The sequence below is a fragment of the Streptomyces sp. NPDC093600 genome (assembly GCF_044764755.1).
In the GTDB taxonomy this organism is placed as follows: domain Bacteria; phylum Actinomycetota; class Actinomycetes; order Streptomycetales; family Streptomycetaceae; genus Streptomyces.
Map to the genome: position 1 here is coordinate 52,271 of NZ_JBIWIU010000003.1, position 21,374 is coordinate 73,644.

The 21,374-nt window shown below is 73.2% G+C and carries 17 protein-coding genes; 11 read left to right on the forward strand and 6 right to left on the reverse strand.

Going from position 1 to position 21,374, the window contains the following annotated elements; all coding sequences use genetic code 11:
* Positions 1-145: 145 nt before the first annotated feature.
* The 3 genes from ACIRB4_RS10260 to ACIRB4_RS10270 are packed head-to-tail and all read left to right on the forward strand — an operon-like array spanning position 146 to position 4,307.
* Positions 146-1,351 carry a glycosyltransferase family 4 protein gene (locus tag ACIRB4_RS10260; protein ID WP_403290414.1) on the forward strand — a complete coding sequence of 402 codons (1,206 nt, stop codon included), beginning with the start codon at positions 146-148 and terminating at the stop codon, positions 1,349-1,351.
* On the forward strand, positions 1,348-3,069 hold the full coding sequence (locus ACIRB4_RS10265; protein ID WP_403289758.1) for a lipopolysaccharide biosynthesis protein: 1,722 nt from the start codon (positions 1,348-1,350) through the stop codon (positions 3,067-3,069). Before ACIRB4_RS10260 ends, ACIRB4_RS10265 begins: the two co-directional genes overlap by 4 nt.
* Complete coding sequence (locus ACIRB4_RS10270; protein WP_403289759.1) at positions 3,066-4,307, forward strand: hypothetical protein; 1,242 nt, start codon at positions 3,066-3,068, stop codon at positions 4,305-4,307. Before ACIRB4_RS10265 ends, ACIRB4_RS10270 begins: the two co-directional genes overlap by 4 nt.
* On the opposite strand, the gene ACIRB4_RS10275 is transcribed toward ACIRB4_RS10270, so the two are convergent.
* The gene (locus tag ACIRB4_RS10275) at positions 4,280-5,791 is read right to left on the reverse strand and encodes a hypothetical protein (protein ID WP_403289760.1); all 1,512 of its coding nucleotides are present in this window, start codon (positions 5,789-5,791) and stop codon (positions 4,280-4,282) included. The two genes, ACIRB4_RS10270 and ACIRB4_RS10275, sit on opposite strands and share 28 nt — an antisense overlap.
* Before the next feature lie 157 nt (positions 5,792-5,948).
* Here ACIRB4_RS10275 and ACIRB4_RS10280 point away from each other — a divergent pair, with 157 nt between their 5' ends.
* Together ACIRB4_RS10280 and ACIRB4_RS10285 are read left to right on the forward strand one after the other, a co-directional pair.
* Positions 5,949-6,485 carry a WcaF family extracellular polysaccharide biosynthesis acetyltransferase gene (locus tag ACIRB4_RS10280; RefSeq protein WP_403289761.1) on the forward strand — a complete coding sequence of 179 codons (537 nt, stop codon included), beginning with the start codon at positions 5,949-5,951 and terminating at the stop codon, positions 6,483-6,485.
* A complete protein-coding gene (locus ACIRB4_RS10285) occupies positions 6,482-7,633 on the forward strand; it encodes a glycosyltransferase (protein WP_403289762.1) in 1,152 nt (383 codons plus the stop codon). Before ACIRB4_RS10280 ends, ACIRB4_RS10285 begins: the two co-directional genes overlap by 4 nt.
* Here ACIRB4_RS10285 and ACIRB4_RS10290 read toward each other — a convergent pair.
* From ACIRB4_RS10290 to gmd, 3 genes are all read right to left on the reverse strand, one after another.
* Positions 7,612-8,304: a hypothetical protein gene (locus ACIRB4_RS10290; RefSeq protein ID WP_403289764.1), complete on the reverse strand. Its 693-nt coding sequence runs from the start codon at positions 8,302-8,304 to the stop codon at positions 7,612-7,614. The two genes, ACIRB4_RS10285 and ACIRB4_RS10290, sit on opposite strands and share 22 nt — an antisense overlap.
* 75 nt (positions 8,305-8,379) lie before the next feature.
* Positions 8,380-11,100: a LamG-like jellyroll fold domain-containing protein gene (locus ACIRB4_RS10295; protein WP_403289765.1), complete on the reverse strand. Its 2,721-nt coding sequence runs from the start codon at positions 11,098-11,100 to the stop codon at positions 8,380-8,382.
* 140 nt (positions 11,101-11,240) lie between these two features.
* On the reverse strand, positions 11,241-12,254 hold the full coding sequence (gene gmd, locus ACIRB4_RS10300; protein WP_403289766.1) for a GDP-mannose 4,6-dehydratase: 1,014 nt from the start codon (positions 12,252-12,254) through the stop codon (positions 11,241-11,243).
* Positions 12,255-12,397: 143 nt separating this feature from the next.
* Between gmd and ACIRB4_RS10305 the strand changes: the two genes are divergently transcribed.
* On the forward strand, positions 12,398-13,387 hold the full coding sequence (locus tag ACIRB4_RS10305; protein WP_403289767.1) for a GDP-L-fucose synthase family protein: 990 nt from the start codon (positions 12,398-12,400) through the stop codon (positions 13,385-13,387).
* A gap of 18 nt (positions 13,388-13,405) precedes the next feature.
* On the opposite strand, the gene ACIRB4_RS10310 is transcribed toward ACIRB4_RS10305, so the two are convergent.
* Positions 13,406-14,881 carry a sugar transferase gene (locus ACIRB4_RS10310; protein WP_403289768.1) on the reverse strand — a complete coding sequence of 492 codons (1,476 nt, stop codon included), beginning with the start codon at positions 14,879-14,881 and terminating at the stop codon, positions 13,406-13,408.
* Between the two features lie 655 nt (positions 14,882-15,536).
* On the opposite strand from ACIRB4_RS10310, the gene ACIRB4_RS10315 reads away from it, so the two are divergent.
* Genes ACIRB4_RS10315 through ACIRB4_RS10325 form a run of 3 tightly spaced genes read left to right on the forward strand, consistent with a single transcriptional unit; the run spans position 15,537 to position 19,042 of the window.
* Complete coding sequence (locus ACIRB4_RS10315) at positions 15,537-17,099, forward strand: glycoside hydrolase family 71 protein (protein ID WP_403289769.1); 1,563 nt, start codon at positions 15,537-15,539, stop codon at positions 17,097-17,099.
* A gap of 48 nt (positions 17,100-17,147) precedes the next feature.
* Positions 17,148-18,584, forward strand: coding sequence for a WGR domain-containing protein (locus tag ACIRB4_RS10320; protein WP_403289770.1), 1,437 nt, complete (start codon positions 17,148-17,150; stop codon positions 18,582-18,584).
* Positions 18,581-19,042 (forward strand): hypothetical protein, encoded by a 462-nt coding sequence (locus tag ACIRB4_RS10325; protein WP_403289771.1) that lies wholly within the window; start codon positions 18,581-18,583, stop codon positions 19,040-19,042. Before ACIRB4_RS10320 ends, ACIRB4_RS10325 begins: the two co-directional genes overlap by 4 nt.
* A gap of 59 nt (positions 19,043-19,101) precedes the next feature.
* On the opposite strand, the gene ACIRB4_RS10330 is transcribed toward ACIRB4_RS10325, so the two are convergent.
* Positions 19,102-19,524 carry a DUF350 domain-containing protein gene (locus tag ACIRB4_RS10330; protein ID WP_403289772.1) on the reverse strand — a complete coding sequence of 141 codons (423 nt, stop codon included), beginning with the start codon at positions 19,522-19,524 and terminating at the stop codon, positions 19,102-19,104.
* Between the two features lie 341 nt (positions 19,525-19,865).
* Here ACIRB4_RS10330 and ACIRB4_RS10335 point away from each other — a divergent pair, with 341 nt between their 5' ends.
* Positions 19,866-20,417, forward strand: coding sequence for a DoxX family membrane protein (locus ACIRB4_RS10335; RefSeq protein ID WP_403289773.1), 552 nt, complete (start codon positions 19,866-19,868; stop codon positions 20,415-20,417).
* Between the two features lie 236 nt (positions 20,418-20,653).
* Entirely contained in the window at positions 20,654-21,349 is a 696-nt protein-coding gene (locus ACIRB4_RS10340; protein ID WP_403289774.1) for a type 1 glutamine amidotransferase domain-containing protein, read from the forward strand.
* The last annotated feature ends 25 nt before the right edge of the window (positions 21,350-21,374 follow it).

Sequence of the window (21,374 nt, forward strand, 5' to 3'; positions counted from 1 at the left end):
ATAGCGTGTGCGTTCCGTCGACAAGGGGTGAACGACTAGGGTGAAACCCGTCCGCGAACCGGGGGAGAGGGGCGGCGGCATGGGGGAGACAGCGGCCGGGGGGCCGAACGGGGACGGCGGGCCCGCCCGGCGGCGGCGCCTTCTCATGGTGTCCACCAACTACGCCCCGGAGCACGCCGGGATAGGCCCCTACGCCACCCAGATCGCCGAGCACTGGGCCCACCGCGGCCACGAGACCCATGTCCTCGCCGGTATGCCCCACTACCCCTCCTGGTCCCTCGACCCGGCCTACGCCGGAGTCTGGCGCCGCACGGAGGAGCGGGCCGGAGTCTTCGTCCACCGCAGACGCCACACGGTCCCGCCCCGGCAGACCGCGCTGCGGCGGGCCGCCTTCGAGGCCACCGTGCTCGTCCACGGTCTGCTCGCCCCGCCGTCCATGGCGCGCCCCGACGCCGTCCTGTCCCAGATGCCCAGCCTCGCGGGCGGGATCATCGGCGCCCGCCTCGCCGCCCGCTGGCGCGTACCGTACGTACCAGTCGTCCAGGACCTGATGGGGGCCGCGGCCGCGCAGAGCGGCATCCGCGGCGGCGACCGGGCCGCCGCCCTCGCCGCCAGGGCCGAGTCCTACGCGCTGCGCGGAGCGACCCTCGTCGGCGTCATCCACGAGACCTTCGTCGACAAGGTCGCCGCCCTCGGCGTCGACCGCCGCCGCATACGGCTCGTCCCCAACTGGTCACACGTCGCCCGCCCTTCGGCGCCCCGGGACCAGACCCGCGCCCGGCTCGGCTGGCGCGACGGCGAGACCGTCGTGCTGCACTCCGGGAACATGGGCCTCAAGCAGGGACTCGACGTCCTGGTCGAGGCCGCCCGGCGCGACCCCGGGACCCGGATCGTCCTCCTCGGCGACGGCAACCAGCGCGCGCACCTGGAGACCCTCGGCGCCGGCATCCCCAACCTCGACTTCCTGGAGCCCGTCGGCGACGACGAGTTCCCCGACGTCCTCGCCGCGGCCGACGTCCTCGCCGTCACCCAGCGGGCCTCCGTCCTCGACATGAGCGTCCCCTCCAAGCTGACCTCCTACTTCGCCGCCGGACGGCCCGTCGTGGCCTCCGTGGCCGCCGAGGGCGGAACAGCGCTCGAAGTGCTGCGCTCGGGCGCCGGGATCCTCGTGCCGCCGGAAGACCCCGACGCGCTCCTCGCCGAGGTCCGTAGACTCGGCGGCGATCCGGCGGCCGCCGACGCGCTCGGCGCCCAGGGGCCCCGCCATGTCGAGGCCCATCTGACCCGGGCGGCCGGACTCGCCCGGATCGACGCACTGATCGACGAGGCTCTGGGGGGTCCGCGCACGTGACGCACACGCACGTCTCCGCCGTGGAGGACGACGAACCGGAGCTGCTGCGCGACCAGTTCCGCCAGCTCCTGCGCTACCGCGCGGTCATCGGCGCCGGCGTCGGCATCGGCCTGCTCGGCGGTGTCTGGTTCGGCCTGTCCAACGCCGACACCTACGTCGCCACCAGCCAGGTCGTGCTCCGCGCACCCGTCAACGACCCCTTCAACCCCAGCATCTCGCAGGACAAGACCCTCAACATGGGGTCCGAGCGGCAGACCGCGCTCAGCAGCAGTGTCGCCGAGCACGCCGCGAAGAAGCTGGGCTGGACCGGCACCATCGGCAGACTCCAGAAGGACCTGCAGGTCACCAACCCGCCGCAGAGCCAGGTCCTCCAGTTCACCTACACCGCCGACACGCCCCAGGCCGCCGCCGACCGGGCCAACGCCGTCACGCGGGCCTATCTGGAACTGCGCGAGAAGCAGTGGACCGACGTCCGGGCCACCATGCTGGAGGGCCAGCAGAAGCAGCTCGACGAGGTCGCCAAGAAGCACGACCGGAAGACCAAGGAACTCGACCGGATGCCGGACGGGGCCGCCCGCGACGCCGAGTACGGCGTCAAGACCAACCTGCTCAACCGGATCAACGAGCTCGATGCCCGCATCAGCCAGCTCAAGTCGCTCGACATGTCACCCGGCACCGTCATCCGTACCGCCAGCGCCCCTGGCTACTCCGACGGCCCCGGACTTCCCATGAGCCTCGGCCTCGGCGCCCTGGTCGGAGTGGCCCTCGGCCTGCTCGCCGCCTGGGTCCGGCTCGTCTTCGACCCCTCCCCGCGCTCGGCGGGCGACGTCGCCCGCGCCCTGCGCGCCCCCGTCCTCGGCACCCTCCCGCGCGGCGCCACCGACGTCCTGCTCGCGGACGACCACACCGACGCCCGGGTCGCCGAGGAGTACCGCTCCGTCGCCTTCCGCCTCGCCTACGACCAGCGGTTCGCCGACCGCCGCCGCCTGCTCGTCGTCGCCCCGCGCGGCGACAACGACGCCGCCACGGCCGTCGCCTCCCACCTGGCCGCCTCCTTCGCCGAGACCGGCAAGGACGTCCTGCTCATCGAGGCCGATCTGCGCACCCCCACGCTCGCAGGCCGGTTGCGCGCCCACGCCGCGAGCGCACCCCGCTGGAGCACACCGGCGGAGCCCAAGGGCGGCGAGGAGAGCGGCTGGCCCTCCCGGCGCCAACTCGTCGTCGACGCGGGCGAGTCGGGCTCCTTCGGCCTGGTGCCGGGGGAGCGGGTACGGAACGTGGCCCGCGCCCTGACCGCGCCCAGGGTCTCCCGGCTGATCTCCGAGGCCGACTCGCCCAACTCCACCGTCGTGGTGCTCGCCCCGCCGGTCCTCAACTACGCCGACGCCCTCGCCCTCGTCGACCGGGTCGACGGCGTGCTGATCGTGTGCGACCCGCGCGGTGTGCACCGTGCGGACCTCCAGCGCATCCGCGAGCTCATCGCCGGAGCCGGCGGCACCGTCCTCGGCGCCGTCGTCCACACCCCCGGCCGGCGCCGCACCGCCAAACGGCCCACCGGCGGCCGGGGCCGCCGTGCCCCCCAAGGGTTCGTGGACACCGACGAGTTCGCCGCCGAACCCGAGCAGATCATCCTCGGCGACGGCTCCGACACCGTCGCCCTGCGCGCGCTGCGCGCCCAGGACCCGCGCCCCCGCGACATCCACGCGGGCGATCGGTGAGACGTGCCGTCACCGTCGCCGCCTCGGTCCTGGACCAGGCGGCGTCCAGCCTCACCAACATCGCCGTCCTGGTGATCGCGGCCAGGGCGTCCAGCGCGGACGGCTTCGCCGCGTTCTCGATGGTCTACATCACCTTCACCGTGCTCCTCGGCCTCAACACGGCCTTCGTCGGCCAGAGCGTCGTCCTGGAGAAGGGCGAGGACGACGCGGTCGCCGCCGCCGCCCGCTCGGCCGTCACCTTCACCGCCCTGTCCTCCGCCGCCGGCGGACTGCTGCTGGTCGCGGGTGGCGCACTCACCGTGGGCGCCACCGGCCGGGCGTTCCTCGCGCTCGGCCTGGTGCTGCCCGTCGTCCTCGTCCAGGACGGCCTGCGGTACGCCTTCTCCGCGCTCCGCCGGCCCCACCGGGCGCTCGCCGCCGACACCCTGCGCCTCGCCTGCGCCGTCCCCGCCCTGCTGCTCCAGCCGTACGGCACCTCACCGGCCCGGCTCGTCCTCGTCTGGGGGCTGTCGGCGCTGCCCGCCGTCCTCCTCGGGCTCGCCCTGCTCCGCCCCTCCGTACGCGACCGCCCCGGCGACCCGCGCCGCCAGCTGCGCAGAGGCCACCTCGGGCGGCGCTTCGTCGTGGAGTTCGCCGTCGGCAACGCCTCCAGCCAGCTCGCCGTCCTCGCTCTCGGACTCCTCGCCGCCCCGCTCGCGGTCGGCGCGCTGCGCGGCGCCTCCACGCTCTTCGGCCCGCTGAACGTCCTGTTCACCTCGGTCAACGCCTTCGGGCCGCCGCTGCTCGGCCGGGCCGGCTCCCGCCGCGCCACCGTCCGCGCCGCCGCCGGACTCGGCGGCGTCCTCGCCGTCCTCGCGGCCGGCTGGGCCGCCGTCCTGTACGCGCTGCCCGCGCACATGGGCCGCCAACTCCTGGGCGACACCTGGGATTCCGCCGCATCGCTGCTGCCCGCCACCGGAAGCCAGTACGCGGTGATGGCGGCGGGCACCTGCGCCCTGGTCACCCTGCGCGTCCTCAGCCCCCGCGCCACCCTCTCCGTCCAGGTCGTCTTCTCCCTGCTCGCCGTCGCCCTGATGCTCGGCGGGTACCTCCTCGGCGGCGCCGCCGGAGCCGCCTGGGGACTCGCGGCCGGCTCCGCCCTGAAGGCCGCCGCGGCCTGGGCACGCGTCACGCGCACACGCCCCGCGCCGCACGATCCCCAGGCCGAGGGTCAGCGCAGCGCGGCGCCCCTGTCCTGACGCCAGGTGGTGACCAGCGCGACACAGATCAGGGCGATCGCCACCCGGCCCGAGGCCTGGAGCAGCGGGCCGCGCAGCAGGATGAAGGAGTAGCCCGCGACCAGCGGCACGACCAGCGAGATCAGACTGCCCGGCGGCGCCCGGCGCGTCCCCCGGCGGGCGAAGCGTCCGTCCACCCGCGCGGCGGCGTAGCCGAGCCCCAGCATCCCGGCGCCCATGCCCACCGCACCGAAGTCGATCCACAGCTCGGCCCAGATCGGCGAGGACAGATTCGTGTTCACCGTCCCCATCCACTGGCCCACCATCACCCCGGTGTCCCGGGGCTTGCCCGGCCACACCGAGCGCGGCACCGCGAAGAGCACGGAACCCGCCAGCTGCCGGCCGTAGCGGTGCCGGCTCCCGGAGTTCACCAGCGTGATGGTGTTGGCGAACATGCCGACCTGGTCGTAGTCCTTCAGCGCCAGCGGCTCCAGGACCGACGTCGTCTCGACCGGGCGGTAGTTCTTCTCGTCGTAACGGAACCGGTCGGAGAACGGGAACACGATCAGCGCCATCACCACCCCCAGACTGAGCGCCGACCGGTACATCGCCGCGCTCACCGGGAAGACGGTGAAGAGCAGCGAGAACATCACCGTCAGGAACCAGTAACGCGGGTTGGAGATCGGGTTGTTCACCACACCGTTGAGGAGCACGAGGGCGAGGAAGACCGCGATCACCGTCGGGCGGCGCCGGGCGCGGCGCGAGGTGACCAGCCAGCGGCTGTACGCGAGGAGGGCGAAGAGCGCCGGGACCGTGCCGAAGCCGCGCAGGAACGCCTGCCCGGCCTGCGAGTCGGCCTGCGAGACCCCGGCCTCCTCGATCCCCGCGATGATCTCCTGACGGCTGGAGAAGAAGACCGCCGGTCCGCCCAGCTTGACGACGAACAGACCGCTGCACGCGAAGGCGAGCAGCACCAGCAGATGCAGCCGGCGCCGGTGCACCAGGGCCGGGCGCTCCTCGGACCGCTTCGAGCCGCCGGGCCGCCCGCGGGCCAGCAGCGATCCCAGGTCGAAGGCGGCGCAGCCGACGAGGACCAGCGCGACCGCCGTGGTCAGGTCCGAGCGCGGGCCGACGACCGGGGTCGGCACCCGGCCGAGCACGGCCTGCGCCAGCGGCGCCACTCCCATCGCCATGTAGACGAAGAGCCAGAACGACCCCTGCAGCAGCTTGCGTCGGCTGGTCAGGATCATCGCCGAGAGCCGGGCCCCGGCGTACATGGTCAGAGCGATCTGCAGGTAGTACGCGGCGTCACGCGCGCCCGCGCCCGGCTGCACCGCCACCAGCAGCGGCAGAAAGACGGAGAAGCCGAGCACCAACGGGATCGACAGCGCCCGCGACAGCAGCGTGCGCGGTGACACGGGTGGGGCGAGCAGCAGCGGGGCGGGCGCGGCCTGCCCGGGGCGCCCCCGCGTGTCCGTCCCCGCACCGCGTACGTCGGTCGTCATCCCGCCCCCTGAATCCCCGCGCGCCCCGGCGCCGGCACGTCGCCGCACCCGCCCCCGGACGCCACGCGCGGCAGTCTACCGACGCCCCCCTGTCACCTCGGTTCAACCGCTAGTCTGGCCTCTCGGCGCCAGGGGAGGCGCCGGTGGGGGTGAACTCATGCGGAATCTCCCGGCCTTCACACTGGCCGGCTACGACAAGGGCCGCGGCCGAGTCGTGCAGGCCCTCTGGTTCGCGGTGATGAACACGGTCTTCATGGCATGGTTCTGTCCCGCCCGGCTGCGCGTCGCGCTGCTCCGCGCCTTCGGCGCCACCATCGGCGACGGGGTGCTGATACGGCACCGGGTCAGGGTCCTGTGGCCGTGGAAACTGACCGTCGGCGACCACACCTGGATCGGCGAGGGCGCCTGGCTGCTCAACCTGGAGCCCGTCACCCTCGGCGCCCACGTCTGCGTCTCCCAGGAGGCGCTGCTGTGCACCGGCGGCCACGACCACCGGGCCGCCGACTTCCGCTACCGCAACGCCCCGATCACCGTCGAGGACGGCGCCTGGGTCGCGGCCCGCGCCACCGTCCTCGCCGGTGTCACCGTCGGCCGCCACGCCGTCGTCGCTGCGGGCACCACCTGCCACAAGGACCTGCCGGAGCTCACCCTCCACACGGCCCAGGGCCGCCGACCCCTCCCGATGCCGGCGTGAGCGGCCCGCGTGTCCTGCACGCCGTGACCCTGCACAGCCCCACCCATGCCTTCGGCGGCCCGGTCCGGGTGGCGCTCAACCTCTGCCGGGGCCTCGCCTCGCACGGGCACCGGGTGCGCCTGACCGGGCTCGGCGACGGTTTCGACGCGGCGGGGGGCGCGCTGCCCACGGAGGTGGAGGGCGTGCCCGCCCGCCTCTACCAGGCCCGCACGATCCTGCCGCTCGGCTTCAGCGGCATCACCTCGCCCGCCCTGCTCGCGGGCGCCGGCGCGCTCGTACGGAACGCCGACATCGTCCATGTCCACCTCGCCCGGGACCTGGTGACGCTGCCCGTCGCACTCGCCGCGCTGCGGGCCGGGCGCCCGCTCGTGCTCCAGACGCACGGCATGGTCGACCCGAGCGACCGGACCCTGGCCAAGGTCCTGGACGCGGTGGCCGTCCGCCGCGTCCTGCGGGGAGCCTCCGCCGTCCTGTATCTCACCGGGCGCGAGCGCAGGGACCTGGACGCCGTCGCGGGCCGCCCTCTGGAGCGTTCCGTACGGCTCGTCAACGGCGTCCCCGCCCAGGAGCCGCGCCCGGCCCAGGCCGGGCCGCCCCGCGTCCTCTACGCCGCCCGGCTCCAGGCCCGCAAACGGCCCACCGACTTCGTCGCCGCCGTGCCCGAGATCCTGCGCCACCACCCCGACGCCACGTTCGTGCTCGCCGGCCCCGACGAGGGCGAGCGGCCCGCCGTGGAGGCGCTCGTCGCCGAGCTGGGGCTGCGGGACCGGGTGAGCCTGCCGGGGCCGCTGCCGGCCGGGCGGATGCTGGAGGAGCTGCGCCGGGCGCACGTCTACGTCCTGCCGTCGGTCGACGAGCCGTTCCCGATGTCCGTCCTGGAGGCGCTGTCGGTCGGCACACCGGCCGTCGTCACCACCTCCAACGGCCTGGCCCGGGACATCGCGGAGGCGGGCGCCGGCCGTGTCGTGACGGACGCCGCCGGGCTCGCACCGGCCGTCCGCGCCCTGCTGGATCCCGCCGCGAACGCCGCCGCCTCCACGGCGGCCCGCGAGCTGGCCGCGAAGGCGTTCTCGATGGACGCCGTCCTCGACACCCTGCTCGGCGTCTACGACACCGTCCGCCGGGGTCAGGCGGGCAGCCAGGCGTAGCACGCCGTGGAGACGAACTCCGCCGTCCTCGCGGGGACGGCGGCGCGCACGGGACCGTCCTCGCCGGGCGACGGCCCGGAGGCGAGGACCGTGCCGTCCTCGCCGACCGCACGCCAGGCGCAGGCGGGGTCGGTGGTCAGCGCGCGGTACGTCCCGGGCCTGGGCGCCTTGGTGGTGCCGTCGGGGAAGCCCTTTCGCGCGGTGGCGAGCAGCGGTTTCCGGTCGGTGCACAGATGGGTGATCGCCGCCTCGGCGTCCCGGATGTCGCCGGCGATGATCGCCCCGACGGCCGCGTCCCTGTCCCGCTTGGCGGTGCGTTCCAGCCGCTGACAAGACTCCTGGCCCGTCTGCAGCACCGCGGCCGGGTCGGTGTCCTTCGGTACCCGTCCGCTCAGATACGCCTTCTGGTCCTGGGTGAACGAGCCGGTGACCGGGCTCAGTTCGGCGTCCGGCACGACCGGGCCCACGGGCGTGGAGGGGGCGGCGGGGCCGGGCGACTCCGCCTCGGCCTGCCGGTCGGGCACAGCCGCCGTACGGGAGGGCCCCGCGGGCTTCGGCGGACCGTCGGCGCTGTCACCGCCGCCTCCGGAGGACGAGCAGGCGGGGAGGGCGAGCACGGCGGCCAGCACGAGCGCGGCCGCCGCCGGGTGCCGGTGAGGAGGACGGTGCATGAGGGACTCCTGTGGTACGTCGGACGCGGGGCCCGGGCCTGCCGGGCCCCGCGTCCTGCGATCGAGGGGCGATGCTCAGGGGGCGCCGAAGGTCAGCACCAGCTGAGGCGTGCCCTCCGCGGCCGTGGCCTCGGACGACCAGAGCCAGAGGGGATCGGTCCCGGTGCTGGTCAGCGCGACGCTGTACGAGCCGCCGAGGGCGGCGGAGAGGGCCGAGGTGCTCAGCGGCGCCGAGTACAGCGCCGAGCCGTCCGTGGCACCGCTCAGGGTGCCGATCGCCCCGGGGCCGAGCGCCGGACGGTTGTTGTACGTCAGCCCGTCCTCCGTCCACGCTCCGGTGACGGGGACCACGGACTGGCTGTCCGCCGAACCCGCGCCGGTCATGGTGGTCGTCTTCACCGCGAGCCGGGCGCTCTTGAGGACGGTTCCTGCCGGGGCGGACGGCAGGGTGAACCGCAGGTACGACGTGTACTCCGAGGTGCCGCGGACCGCCAGCGAGCCGGACGTGCCGTAATTGGTGTTCGGCGCACCGGCGTTGGCATAGGTGTCCTCCGCCGCGGTCACCGTGCTGACCGAGTCGGCCGGTGCGGTGGCCAGGCTGTGGTGCTTGGCGACCTGCGCGGCGGTGAGCGCCGTCGGGTAGACGGCGGCCTCGTCGAGCTGGCCGGCGAAGTAGGAGCTCGTGGGACGCAGCGGCCAGCCGGTGAGGTTGTCGGCCCCGACGTGCCAGTACCCCGCGTACTGCTGGTTGGTCTTGACGCTGTTGGAGCCGACCAACTTGCCGTCGACGTACAGCCGCATGCCGTCCGGGCCCTGGGTGCCGACCGCGTGGTGCCAGGCGCCGTTGTTGTACGAGCCGAGCGAGGTCAGCGTGCGGGTGCCACCGGAGTACACGCCGAACACCACGTTCCCGGTGTTGGTCATGTACAGGTGCTTGTCGTAGTTGCCGCTGGCGCGTGTGGTCCGGTTGCCGAAGCCGATCAGCTTGCCGCCGAGTTTCGTGGTGGTCTTGAACCACGTCTCGACGGTGAACGCGCCGGGCACCTCCTGGCGCTTGTCGCTGTGGATCTGCTCGTCCGTGCCGTTGAGGGACACGGCGGTGGAGGAGCCGCTGACGGCGGCCGGGGTCTGGCGCAGCGCCGGGGCGTTGACGTAGAGACCGCTGTTGTCGCCGTTCGACGAGTCGGCCGCGTACGGCGTGGTCGACTCGTCGAAGCGCCAGTACAGTCCGGCGCCGTCGGCGACGACCTGGGAGGCGTACGGCTCCGGTGAGACCGGCACGGTCACCGTGGAGGTCGCGGACAGACCGCTGGTGTTGCCGGCCGCGTCACTGGCCGTCACGCGGTAGGAGTAGGTCTGGCCCGGCGTCACGTCGGTGTCCTTGAAGGAGACCTGCGGACGCGACCAGTGCAGGGAGTCGCCGGCGACGGTCGCGACCGGGGTGGCCGCGCCGTTGCGGTAGACCTTGTAGGTCAGCCTGGAGTCGTCCAGGTCGAGGCTGGAGCGCCAGCGCACCTGCACGGCCGCCGGGCCGATGGCCGCGGCACTGGCCACGGGCACGGTCGGAGCTCCGGTGTCGGGGCCGGAGGCGAAGCGGGTGAGACCTTGCGCGGGGGCACCGTTCGTGGTCGTGAACTCGCCGCCGACCCAGAGGTACTTGGTGGCACCGGTGCCGGAGATGGTGAAGGCGCGCGGGCCGATGCCCTCGCCGATGCCGTCGTTGGTGTCGGGGAACCAGCCGAGCTTGCCGGTCGAGGTGGTCGGCTGGGCGAGCAGGTGGTAGCGGCGCCCGTCGGGGAACTCGCCCACGCTGGCGCAGTCGTGCGCGTGGGAGGCGCTGTACAGCACTCCCTGATACGAGCGGACGGCCTGCGTGGCGCCCAGGCAGGTGTCCCGCCAGCGCTGCTCGAAGTCCGAGAGGTTCAGGGCGATCCGGCCGTCGAAGACGCCGCCGCCGGTCCCCTCGTTGCCGGTGTAGAAGCCGGTGGCGTCGGTCTCGATGTCCTTCACGACGGAGTTCTGCGGGATCCAGCCGTTGGGGTACGCCTTCGTCACGGCGCCGGTCGTGGCGTTGACCACGGCGAGCGCGTGGGAGTCCGCCCCGTTGACGGTGAAGAAGTCGCCGCCGAGCAGCACATGCTGTCCGTCCGGGGTCACCTCGACGGCCCGGCCCGGTTCGTCCGCGTCGGCCCGGAAGGGCAGCAGCGCGCCCGTGGTGGTGACGGCGGCGAACCGCTGACGGGTCTGGCCCTCGACCGTGCCGAAGTCGCCGGCGGCGTAGACGGTGGTGTCGGTGACGGCGAGCGCGCGCACGGTGGCGGGGAAGCTGGGGTTGAACGCGGCCTTCGGTGTGCAGGTGGCGATGTCGATCGCGGCGAGGCTGGAGACCTGGGTGCCGTTGACGGCGCCGAAGTAGCCGCCGGCGTACAGCGTCTTCTTGTCCGGCGAGACCGCGAGGGCCCGCACGGTCGCGGTGCCGCTGCCGACGGTGAAGGAGAGGGAGCAGCCGGTCGGCGCACCCGTCGCCGCGTCCATCGCGGCGAAGTTGACGGCGCCGCGCGGAGTGCCGGTGCCGCCCTCGGGCGGACGTACCTCGGAGAAGGTGCCGCCGACGAAGACGGTGTCGTCGGCCTCGGCGAGCGCCCAGACGATGCCGTTGGTCTGCCAGGTCGGCAGATCGTCCGCGGTGAAGGCGACCGGTGGCGTCAGTGCCGTGGCCGGCGGGGCCAGAGACCCCCCGGCTCCGGCCGCGACGGTGAGGACGAGGGCAGCGGTGAGCCCCCAGGATCTACGCATGTTCCCCCCAGGCGTGATAGCCCAGTCAAAGTGGCGCGATGTCGTGCCATGCGAGGTGATGATTGCGCACTGTATGACGAACTGACCGGTCATGCGGCGGAGTTGACCAATCCGGTACGCCCGGTCCGGGACGGTGTGGCTCAGCGGTCGATACGGACCGTCACTCCGGCCAGCTGGTCCTCGACGAGTCGGACGTCGGCGTCGACCATGATCCGTGCCAGCTCCTCCACCAGGACGGCGGGTTTCCAGCCGAGCACGTCGTGCGCCTTGCTCGCGTCGCCGATCAGCGCGTCGACCTCGCTGGGCCGCTCGTACTTGGGGTCGAAGCGTACGAACTCCGCCCAGTCGAGCCCGGCGTGGGAGAAGGACGTCTCCACGAACTGCCGTACCGTCGCCGGGACCCCGGTCGCCACGACGTAGTCCTCCGGCTCGTCCTGCTGCAGCATCCGCCACATCGCCTCGACGTACTCGGGGGCGTACCCCCAGTCACGCACCGCGTCGAGATTGCCGAGGTAGAGCCGGTCCTGCAGCCCGGCCTTGATCCGCGCCACGGCCCGGGTCACCTTGCGGGTCACGAAGGTCTCGCCGCGGCGCGGCGACTCGTGGTTGAAGAGGATCCCGTTGACGGCGAACATGTCGTACGCCTCGCGGTAGTTGACCGTCGACCAGTACGCGAAGACCTTGGCGGCGCCGTACGGACTGCGCGGATGGAAGGGGGTCCGCTCGTTCTGCGGCGGCGGGGTCGCTCCGAACATCTCGGAGGAGGACGCCTGGTAGATCCGGGTGTCGATGCCGCTCGCCCGGATCGCCTCGAGCAGCCGCAGCGAGCCGAGGCCGGTCACGTCCCCCGTGTACAGCGGGGCGTCGAAGGAGACCCGCACATGGGACTGGGCGCCGAGGTTGTAGACCTCGTCGGGACGGATGTCGCGGAGCAGGTTCACTAGCGCGACCCCGTCCGAGAGGTCCGCGTGGTGCAGCACGAACGAGCGGTTCGCCTGCTGCGGATCCTGGTAGACGTGATCGATCCGCTCCGTGTTGAAGCTGGACGAACGGCGGACGAGACCGTGCACCGTATAACCCTTGGACAGCAGCAGTTCGGACAGGTACGAGCCGTCCTGGCCGGTCACGCCCGTGATGAGTGCGGTCTTGCTCATACGTGGTGCCCCTCCCCCACGGACCGGCCCCCGGCCGGTCCGCGCATGACGGATGTCTGATGACATCCGGGTCTGTGGTGGAACGATGAAAAGATCCTGATCTGGTATGTTGTCGGCCCCCTTGGCCTGGCATGATCCGGGCCATGACTCAATCGACGACCGTCCCGACGAACGCCCCGAAGGCCGATCAGGCGGGAGCACCGTCGTATCTGCCCGAGCGCGCCCGCGTGTTCGTCGCGGGACACCGCGGCCTCGTCGGCTCCGCCGTGGCCCGCCGGCTCACCGCGGACGGGCACGAGGTGATCGCCCGGACCCGCGCCGAACTCGATCTGCGCGACGCGGCAAGGACCGCTGAGTTCCTCGCCGCGACCCGACCCGACGCCGTCGTGCTCGCGGCCGCCAAGGTCGGCGGCATCCTCGCCAACAGCAGAGAGCCGGTGCGGTTCCTGGAGGAGAACCTCCAGATCCAGCTGAGCGTCATCGCCGGGGCGCACGCCGCCGGGGTCGAGCGGCTGCTCTTCCTCGGCTCGTCCTGCATCTACCCCAAGCTGGCGCCCCAGCCCATCTCCGAGGACGCGCTGCTGACCGGCCCGCTCGAACCCACCAACGAGGCCTACGCCCTCGCCAAGATCGCCGGCATCGTGCAGGTCCAGTCGTACCGCAGGCAGTACGGCGCCGCCTACATCTCCGCGATGCCGACCAACCTCTACGGCCCCGGGGACAACTTCGACCTGGAGACCTCGCACGTCCTCCCGGCGCTGATCCGCCGCTTCCACGAGGCCCGCGAGCACGGGCGCGAGGAGATCGTGCTCTGGGGATCCGGCACCCCGCGGCGTGAGTTCCTGCACGTCGACGACCTCGCCGCCGCCTGCGCCGTCCTGCTGCGGACGTACGACGGCGACGAGCCCGTCAACATCGGCTGCGGCGAGGACCTCACCATCCGCGAACTGGCCGAGACCGTCGCCGAGGTGACCGGATACCGCGGCCGACTGGCCTGGGACACCACCAAGCCCGACGGCACTCCGCGCAAACTGCTCGACGTGTCCCGGCTGACCGGTCTCGGCTGGAAGCCGTCGATCGCCCTCCGCGACGGCATCGCCTCCACCTACGCCTGGTGGCGGGAGCGGAACTGAACCCATGAGGCCGGCCCGTCAGTACGCTCCGCGACCGTCGACGACGGCGCGGAACGTACGGGCCATGACGTCGACGTCGCTCGTGAACGACCAGTTGTCGACATAGTGCAGATCCAGCTCGATCGTCTCGTCCCAGGACAGGTCCGAGCGGCCGCTGATCTGCCACAGGCCGGTCATCCCCGGCCGCACGGAGAGCCGGCGCAGCTCCACGTCGCCGTAGCGCGCCACCTCCTCCGGCAGCGGCGGACGCGGCCCCACGAGCGACATCGAACCCAGCAGCACATTGACCAGCTGCGGGAGTTCGTCCAGCGACGTGCGGCGCAGCAGCCGTCCCACCCGGGTCACCCGCGGGTCCCGGCGCATCTTGAACATCAGACCGTCGTGCTCGTTGGCGTGCGACAGCGCCGCCTTGCGGGCGTCGGCGTCCACGTACATGGTGCGGAACTTCCACATCACGAACGGGGACCGGCCCTGACCGACCCGTATCTGCCGGTAGAACACGGGCCCGGGAGACGTCAGCCGGACCGCCGCGCCGATCGTGAGGAACAGCGGCGACAGGAGGAGCAGACCCAGGACCGCGCCCACCCGGTCCATCACGGACTTCAGCACCTGCTGCACACCGCCGCGCACCGGAGGCGCCACCCTGAGCAGCGCCATCCCGGCCGCCGACGTGGTCTCCAGACGCTTGACCGCGCACTCCACCAGGCCAGGGGCGAGGGCGAGTTCGGTGCCCTCGTCGTGCAACCCCCAGGAGAGCCGGCGCAGCCGCTCGCCCGCCATGCGCGCTCCGGCCGCGACCAGCACGACATCGGCCTCCAGATCCCGGGCGGCGGCGAGTACGGGCGCGGTGTCCCCGTCGGCGGCCTCCGGCATCAGCTCGCCGAGCCGGGCGGCCACCGGGGCGCCCGTACGGACCGGGCCGTCCCCGATCGCGACGATGCCGACCACGACGTACGGATGGTCGGTGCGGCCCGCCAGATGCTCGGCCACGTCATCGGCGGCGCGGGGCTCGCCCAGGACGAGGACCCGGGTGACCACCTGCGCCTCGCGGCGTGCGGCGACGAGGTGATGCCAGGTCAGTTTGGTGCAGGTCAGGGTGAGTACGGGAGCCGGGAGCAGGGCCGCGAGGCAGAGCAGCGGCGGGTGGTGCAGATCGGCGGCGGCCCGCAGCACGGCGAGCACACCGAGGAGGATCAGCCAGTCGTGCAGGACGGGCAGGCTGCCCCGGGACTCACCCAGTTCACGCGCCGCGTACCGGCGCCGCAGGGCGCGTAACCCGGCCCAGGCGAGAGCGGCGACGACGGCGCCGACGAAGGCGTACGGCTGCCGCTCGACCTTGAGGATCAGCGCCGTGGGCAGTCCCGCCCCCAGGACGTCCACCCCCAGCGCGGCGGCCGGATACCAGCGCGCCTTGGCGCGTGAGTGCGGTGGAGCCGGTCGTGAACCGGTCTGCGGGCGTGCGGAATCGGTCTCAGTCGTGCGGGCATGCCACATGTACCCCCCCAGGCACGTGTCGACGTTCGCCACGCCGTTCACCGGGCCCCTGTCCGATGAAACAGGCGTCGCAACGCGGAACAGTACGACAAACACACGCACGTGCGCTGCTGTTCACGCGAAAGACCTCAGAAGGTGATGGCTCGTTCATCCCGTGACATGGCGTCCCGTGTCCGCTCGGGCGAACGCCCGGTGCGCGCGTCCCGCGAGGCCGTCGGCCCAGGTGACGTCGGGAAAGGAGCAGCGCGGCGGCGGCCGCGTCCCGCCGTGCCGGAACGGGGCACGTCGCGTGCGGCACTCCCCACTGTGGCGAAAAGAGCCATGCCCGCGCAGCCGAACGCCGGAAGTGGGGGAGCCACATGCGGACCCTTCGGAGGGGCATCCGGCGCGGAAGGAATCCGGCGCGCGGAAGGAGTCAGGCCGGAAGGAGTCCGGCGCGGAAGGAATCCGGCAGGGAGAGGAACGGGATGCGGAACGCCCTTCCGACCGGAGACACCACCGGTCACGCCCGAGGGCACGCCCGCAAGCGGTACCGGCCTGGCCGGCCAGGGCCGCTCACCACGGACCGGTGGTTGTTGTCCCGGGGTGCCGGATCGGTTGTACTACTGCCAGTCCGCGGGACCGCGGCGCCTCCGATCCGGCCGGAAGGACTCCCATGGCGTCCACCCCCGAAGCACCCGCCCACCCGGGCCGAAGGCGCCGGCCCGCCCGGCCCCACCGCGCACCGGGCCGGCGACGGCTTCTCCCGGGGCTCGCGCTGGGCGTCCTGCTCGTCGGCTCCCTGGCCGGCATCGGCGCCGCCGACGCGCTGCGCTTCGGGGCCCCGGCGGAGAAGCCCGGTGCGCCGCCGGAGCAGTACAGCACCGCGCTCCCCTTCGACCTGCCCGAACCCCGCGCACTTCGCGCCTCAGGCAAGCTCGTCCTCGCCCACTACTTCACGCCGTACCCGCTCTCGCTGGACAACCGGCCGCCCGGCGAGGACTACTACGCCCGCCACTACCTCACCGCCGACGGCGAACAGGGCAAGCACCGCGCCTACGGAGGGCTGCTGCGCGACCGCCCGCTCCCCGTTCCGCCGCGGACCGGGGAGTGGGAACTGGCCCATCTGCGCCAGGAGGTCCGCACCGCCCGCGACGCCGGACTCGACGGCTTCACCGTCGACATCCTGGCCCAGAGCGGTCGCAACTGGGAACGCGTCGAGCTGCTGATGCGCGCGGCCGCCGAGGAGGACCCCGGCTTCCGCATCCAGCTCATGCCGGACATGACCTCGCTCACCACCACGCCCACCGCCCTGGCCGATTCGCTGGCGCGACTCGCCCGCCACCCGACCGCCCACCGCCTCGCCGACGGCCGGCTCGTCGTCTCCCCGTTCAAAGCGGAGGAGAAGGAACCGGGCTGGTGGCAGCGGATGATGACCGAACTGAGTACCCGGCACGGCATCCGGACCGCGCTCGTCCCGCTCTTCCTCGACTTCACCCCGGAACGGGAGCGGTACGCCGCGATCAGCCACGGCTTCTCCGAGTGGGGCGGCCGCACGCCCCACCGGCAGGTCGGCGCCGCCGCCGACACGGAGCGCGCCCACCGGCTCGGCAAGATCTGGATGCAACCGGTCTCCGTCCAGGACGCCCGGCCCCGCCAGGGCGTCTTCGACGAGGCGGGCAACACCGAGACGCTGCGGGCGAGCTGGGACGCGGCCATCGCGTCAGGAGCCGACTGGGTGCAGCTGACCACCTGGAACGACTACTCCGAGGGGACCCACTTCGCGCCGTCACTCCACAACGGCTACGCCTACCTCGACCTCTCCTCCTACTATCTGACCCGCTTCAAGACGGGTACGTGGCCGAAGATCGTCCGCGACACGCTCTATCTGACCTCCCGCGTCCAGTTCGTGGCCGACACACCGCCTGCCTCCGTCCAGCCGAAGGTGATAGAGCCGCGCGAGGGCACGGCCACGCCCCGGGACACGGTGGAGGTGCTGAGCTTCCTCACGGCCCCGGCACGGGTGGACACCGCCGTCGGAGGCACGCGAGGCGCCCACCCGGCGCCGGCGGGTGTGCACGCGCGCCTCCTGCCGCTGCGCACCGGACACAGCGAGGCCACCGTGGTGCGGGAGGGGCGGACCACCACCACGGTGGCGAGCCGCTACCCGGTACGCCGCCCCGTCGACAGGCAGGACCTGCAGTACTACGCCGTGACCAGCGGCCGCAGCCAGCGCTGAGGGCCGGACACCGGGCCGTTGTCAGTGGCGGCCCCTACCGTTCTCCCCATGACGACGAAGACCTATCTGGAGCTGTCGCAGGACGGCGGCGGCGCGCACAAGTTCTACGAAGTGACGGTGGACGGCCTGGTGGTGTCGGTCCGTTACGGACGCATCGGCGCGGCCGGGCAGACGCAGACCTCGACGTTCCCGACCGCCGAGAAGGCGCGCGCCGCGGCGGCGAAGAAGATAGGCGAGAAGGTCCGCAAGGGGTACGCCCCCGCGGTGCCGGGACAGCGCGCGGCCCGCGCGGTCACCCGCCGTGAGGTCGTCTCCGCGCCCTCCACGGCGCGCGCGGTCGCCCCGGTCCTGTGGCGGTTCCGGACGGGCTCCGCGGCCTTCGGCATCCATGTGGGCGACGACGACGTGTACGTCGGCAACCAGTCCGGCGATGTGTACAGGCTGAGCCACGGGGGCGAGGTCCTGGCCCGGTTCAATCTTCCGGACGGGGTCAAGTGCCTGGTCGCCGACGACTTCTGGATCTACGCCGGCTGCGACGACGGCCGGGTGTACGACCTGTCGTCGAAACTGCCCTTCGCCGCCTACGACATCGCCGCCGACGTGGACATCTTCTGGCTGGACATCCACGAGGGCGTGCTGAACGTCGCCGACCGGGCGGGGCGGCTGACCGTCATCGATCACGAGGACGAGCACCAGTGGTCCCGCGGCAGCCGGGGCGAACACGCCTGGATGGTCCGCGCGGACGGCGACGGCGTGTACCACGGGCACAGCAAGGGCGTCACGGCCTACGCCCCGGACGGCGGCGGCGAGCTGTGGCACACGGCCACGGCCGGCGGGGTGCTCTTCGGCTGGCAGGAGGACGCCGCCGTGTACGCGGGCACCGCGCACCGGAAGGTGCAGCGGCTCGCCAAGAAGGACGGCCGGGTGGAGGCCGTGTACGCCTGCGACAGCCCGGTGTACTCGTGCGCGACCTCTCCCGGGGGCCGGTTCGTCTTCGCCGCCGACTCCGCCTCCTCGGTGTACTGCTTCGCCGAGGACGGCACGCGGCTCTGGAAGCTGGGCACGGGCGGGGGTTCGGCGCTCTCCATGCAGTACCGCGACGGGCGGCTCTATCTGGTGACGACCGATGGCTCGCTGGTGTGCGTGGACGCGAGCGAGACGGCGATCGCCGCGGCTCAGCAGGGCACCGTCCCGGTCGCCAGGGACATCAAGCTCGCCGCGGCCCTTCCCACGTACGAACCGGCGACGACGGTGGCGGCCGTGGCGTCGGTGCGGGCCGCGCCGGCCGGGGCGGTGATCGTGGAGTGCGTCCAGGAGGGCGGCCGGACCCGGGTCCACGTGGTCTCCGAGGGCTTCGATCCGTCCTGGAACGTACAGTTCCCGCGAGCCATCCGGGAGGCGGGCGCCCGGTACGTCGTCGACGCCCTGCACGCCGCGTCGGGCGGCTTCTACCGGGTCCGCGGCGACATCAGGCGGCTGCTGTGAACCGGACGTTCGAGGCGGCGACGGGGGACGGCCCTCCGCCGCCGGAGGGGGAGGCCGAGCAGCGGTCGCGGGAGGTACGAGCGGCCTGGGAGGGGTTGCTCCAGATCAGGCGGCTGACCCACGGCGACGGCGGCGACCCGTCTGCGCCGCCGGCCGAATGGGAGCGAAGACAGCCGGTCCGGGCGATCGCCCTCGCCCTGGAGGCGGCGAAGACCCCTCCGTCGGCCGTCGACGCCGCAGGCGCTCGGGTGGCGACCGGTTATCGCGTCGGGCCCGGTGAGCGGCCCGGGACCGCCGTCGTGGAGTGGCTGGGGCCGCCGGGCAGCGGAGCGGCCCGGGAGCAGGAGGCCGCGCTCGCCGGGCTCGTGCCCGTACTGGAACGGCTCGGCTGGGAGGCGCTGCTCTACCGGGGGCCGCGCGGCAGGCGGTTCCTGGAGGTCGAGCCGGCCGACCGCTGAAACGACGGTGCTCCTGGCGGCGGGGCTCGTCCGGCGGGCGCGGCGTTCGGGCGTACGGCTCAGGCGATGGAGGCGGAGACGATGGCCGAGACCGCCAGGTTGCACGAGGCCGTCACCCAGACGGCCGGGTGCGGTTCGGGGTCGACCAGGGTGGCGCCCAGCTTGCCGGGCGTGACCAGGTCCACCACCAGGAACGCCACGGCCATCATCACCAGGCCGAGCAGACCGAACGCCGCCGTGGACGCGAGGCCCTTGCCGAAATCGTCGTAGGTCGTCCAGATCGAGGTGAACACGATCCCGCCGATGCCGAGCAGCGCCGAGCTCAGCAGGACCGCGGCGTTGCGGTTGCGCTCCTGCCAGATCTGCCGGCCGAGCTTCCCCGGCGTCAGCACGTCCACGAGGAAGATGCCGAGGATCAGCAGCACGACACCGAGGGCGCCGTAGGCGGTGGCCCGGCCAAGGCCGTTGACGATGTCGATCATGGGATGCCGGCTCCGAACAGAAGTGATCGCGAATGATCGTGGGGCGTGGACCGGCAAAATGTAGCGCATGGTTCAAGGGCCCGGCCCGGGTGGTTGGGGCCTCCTGAAGGGTGAGGGGCGGCGGGGGAGAGGGACGGCGCGGCGACGGCAGCGGCGGCGGAGCGGTCGGGGGCCCGGACCGGCAGAAGCACTCCTTCCCCAGCACGGCCGGGCGACCCCCGCGAGGCATGACCCGTGTGGCCCAGCAACGCTGAGGCCCCGGCCCCCGGGGCGGCGACAGTGGAGGACGGAGAGCGCGTTCGTACCCCCCGCGCCCCCGCCCCCACGACCGGGAGACCTCTATGACCGCCCTCAACCGACGCGACCTCGGCCTGCTCGTCCTACGGTTCGGCACCGGCGCCGTGCTCGCCGCCCACGGCACCCAGAAGCTCCTCGGCTGGTTCGGCGGAGGCGGCATCGAAGGCACCACCCAGGCCATGGAGGCGATGGGCTTCTCGCCGGGACGCGAGAGCGCGATCGCCGCGGGCCTCGGCGAGGCGGGCGGTGGCGCCCTGCTCGCCCTCGGCCTCGCCACCCCGGCCGCCGGCGCCGCCGCGGCCGGCGCCATGGCCGGAGCCGTCTCCGTCCACGCCCCGGCGGGCTTCTTCGCCCAGGGCGGCGGATACGAATACCCCGCCTTCCTCGGCTTCACCGCCGCCGCGATCGGCATCGCGGGCGCCGGCCGCTACTCCCTCGACCACGCCACCGGACACGTCCTCGACCGGCCCTGGGTCGTCGCCACCGCCTTCATCGGCAGCGCACTCGCCGCGGCGGCCGTCGTCGGCCGCCGCGTCCAGACCCAGTCCGTCCAGCCGGACCCATGGCCCGAGGCGGACGCCGACGAGCAACCGTGAGCAAACGCCCACCGCCCGCCGACGGCGGGTCCCCGCCGGGCCCCCCGGCCGGGGGCCTCGCCAGGCCCTCCCCCGACTCTCCAGCGGGAGCCATTGGTCTTCCCATGGCAGGCATCGGGTTCTCCATTGGAACCCCGCCTTCGCGCGTCCTAGTGTCGAGGGCATCGCAGCGCTGACGATCCGGACTACCGCCCGCGGGCCCCACCGGCCCGCCCCACTCCTCGGAGAACCCCCTCATGTCGAAGATCCTTTTCGTGATGACCGGCGCCGACCACTGGACGCTCGCCGACGGCACCAAGCACCCCACCGGATTCTGGGCCGAAGAGGTCGTCGCCCCCTACGAGGCGTTCAAGGCCGCCGGCCACCGGATCGTCGTCGCCACCCCCGGCGGCGTCGTTCCGACCGTGGACAAGAGCAGCCTGACGGCCGAGGTCAACGGCGGCCAGGAGGGCGCCGACAGGGTCGCCCGCGCGCTCGCCGAGATCGCCGAGCTGCAGGACCCGATCGCGCTCGAGGACGTGGACCTCGACGAGTACGCGGCCGTGTTCTACCCCGGTGGCCACGGCCCCATGGAGGACCTCGCCGTCGACCGGACCTCCGGCCGGATCCTGACCGACGCCCTCGCCTCCGGCAAGCCGCTCGCCGTCGTCTGCCACGGCCCCGCCGCGCTCCTCGCCGCCACCGCGGAGGACGGCACGAACGCGTTCGCCGGCTACAAGGTCGCCGCGTTCACCAACGCCGAGGAGACCCAGGGCGGCCTCGCCGACCGGGCCGAGTGGCTGCTGGAGACCCGCCTCACCGAGGCCGGCGTCGACGTTCGGGCGGGCGAGCCGTGGGCCCCGCACGTGGTCGTCGACCGCAACCTCGTCACCGGCCAGAACCCGGCCTCCTCCGCGCCCCTGGCCGCCGAGGTGGTCAAGAGGCTGGCCTGACGCCACCGGCACCCCGGCGGGCACC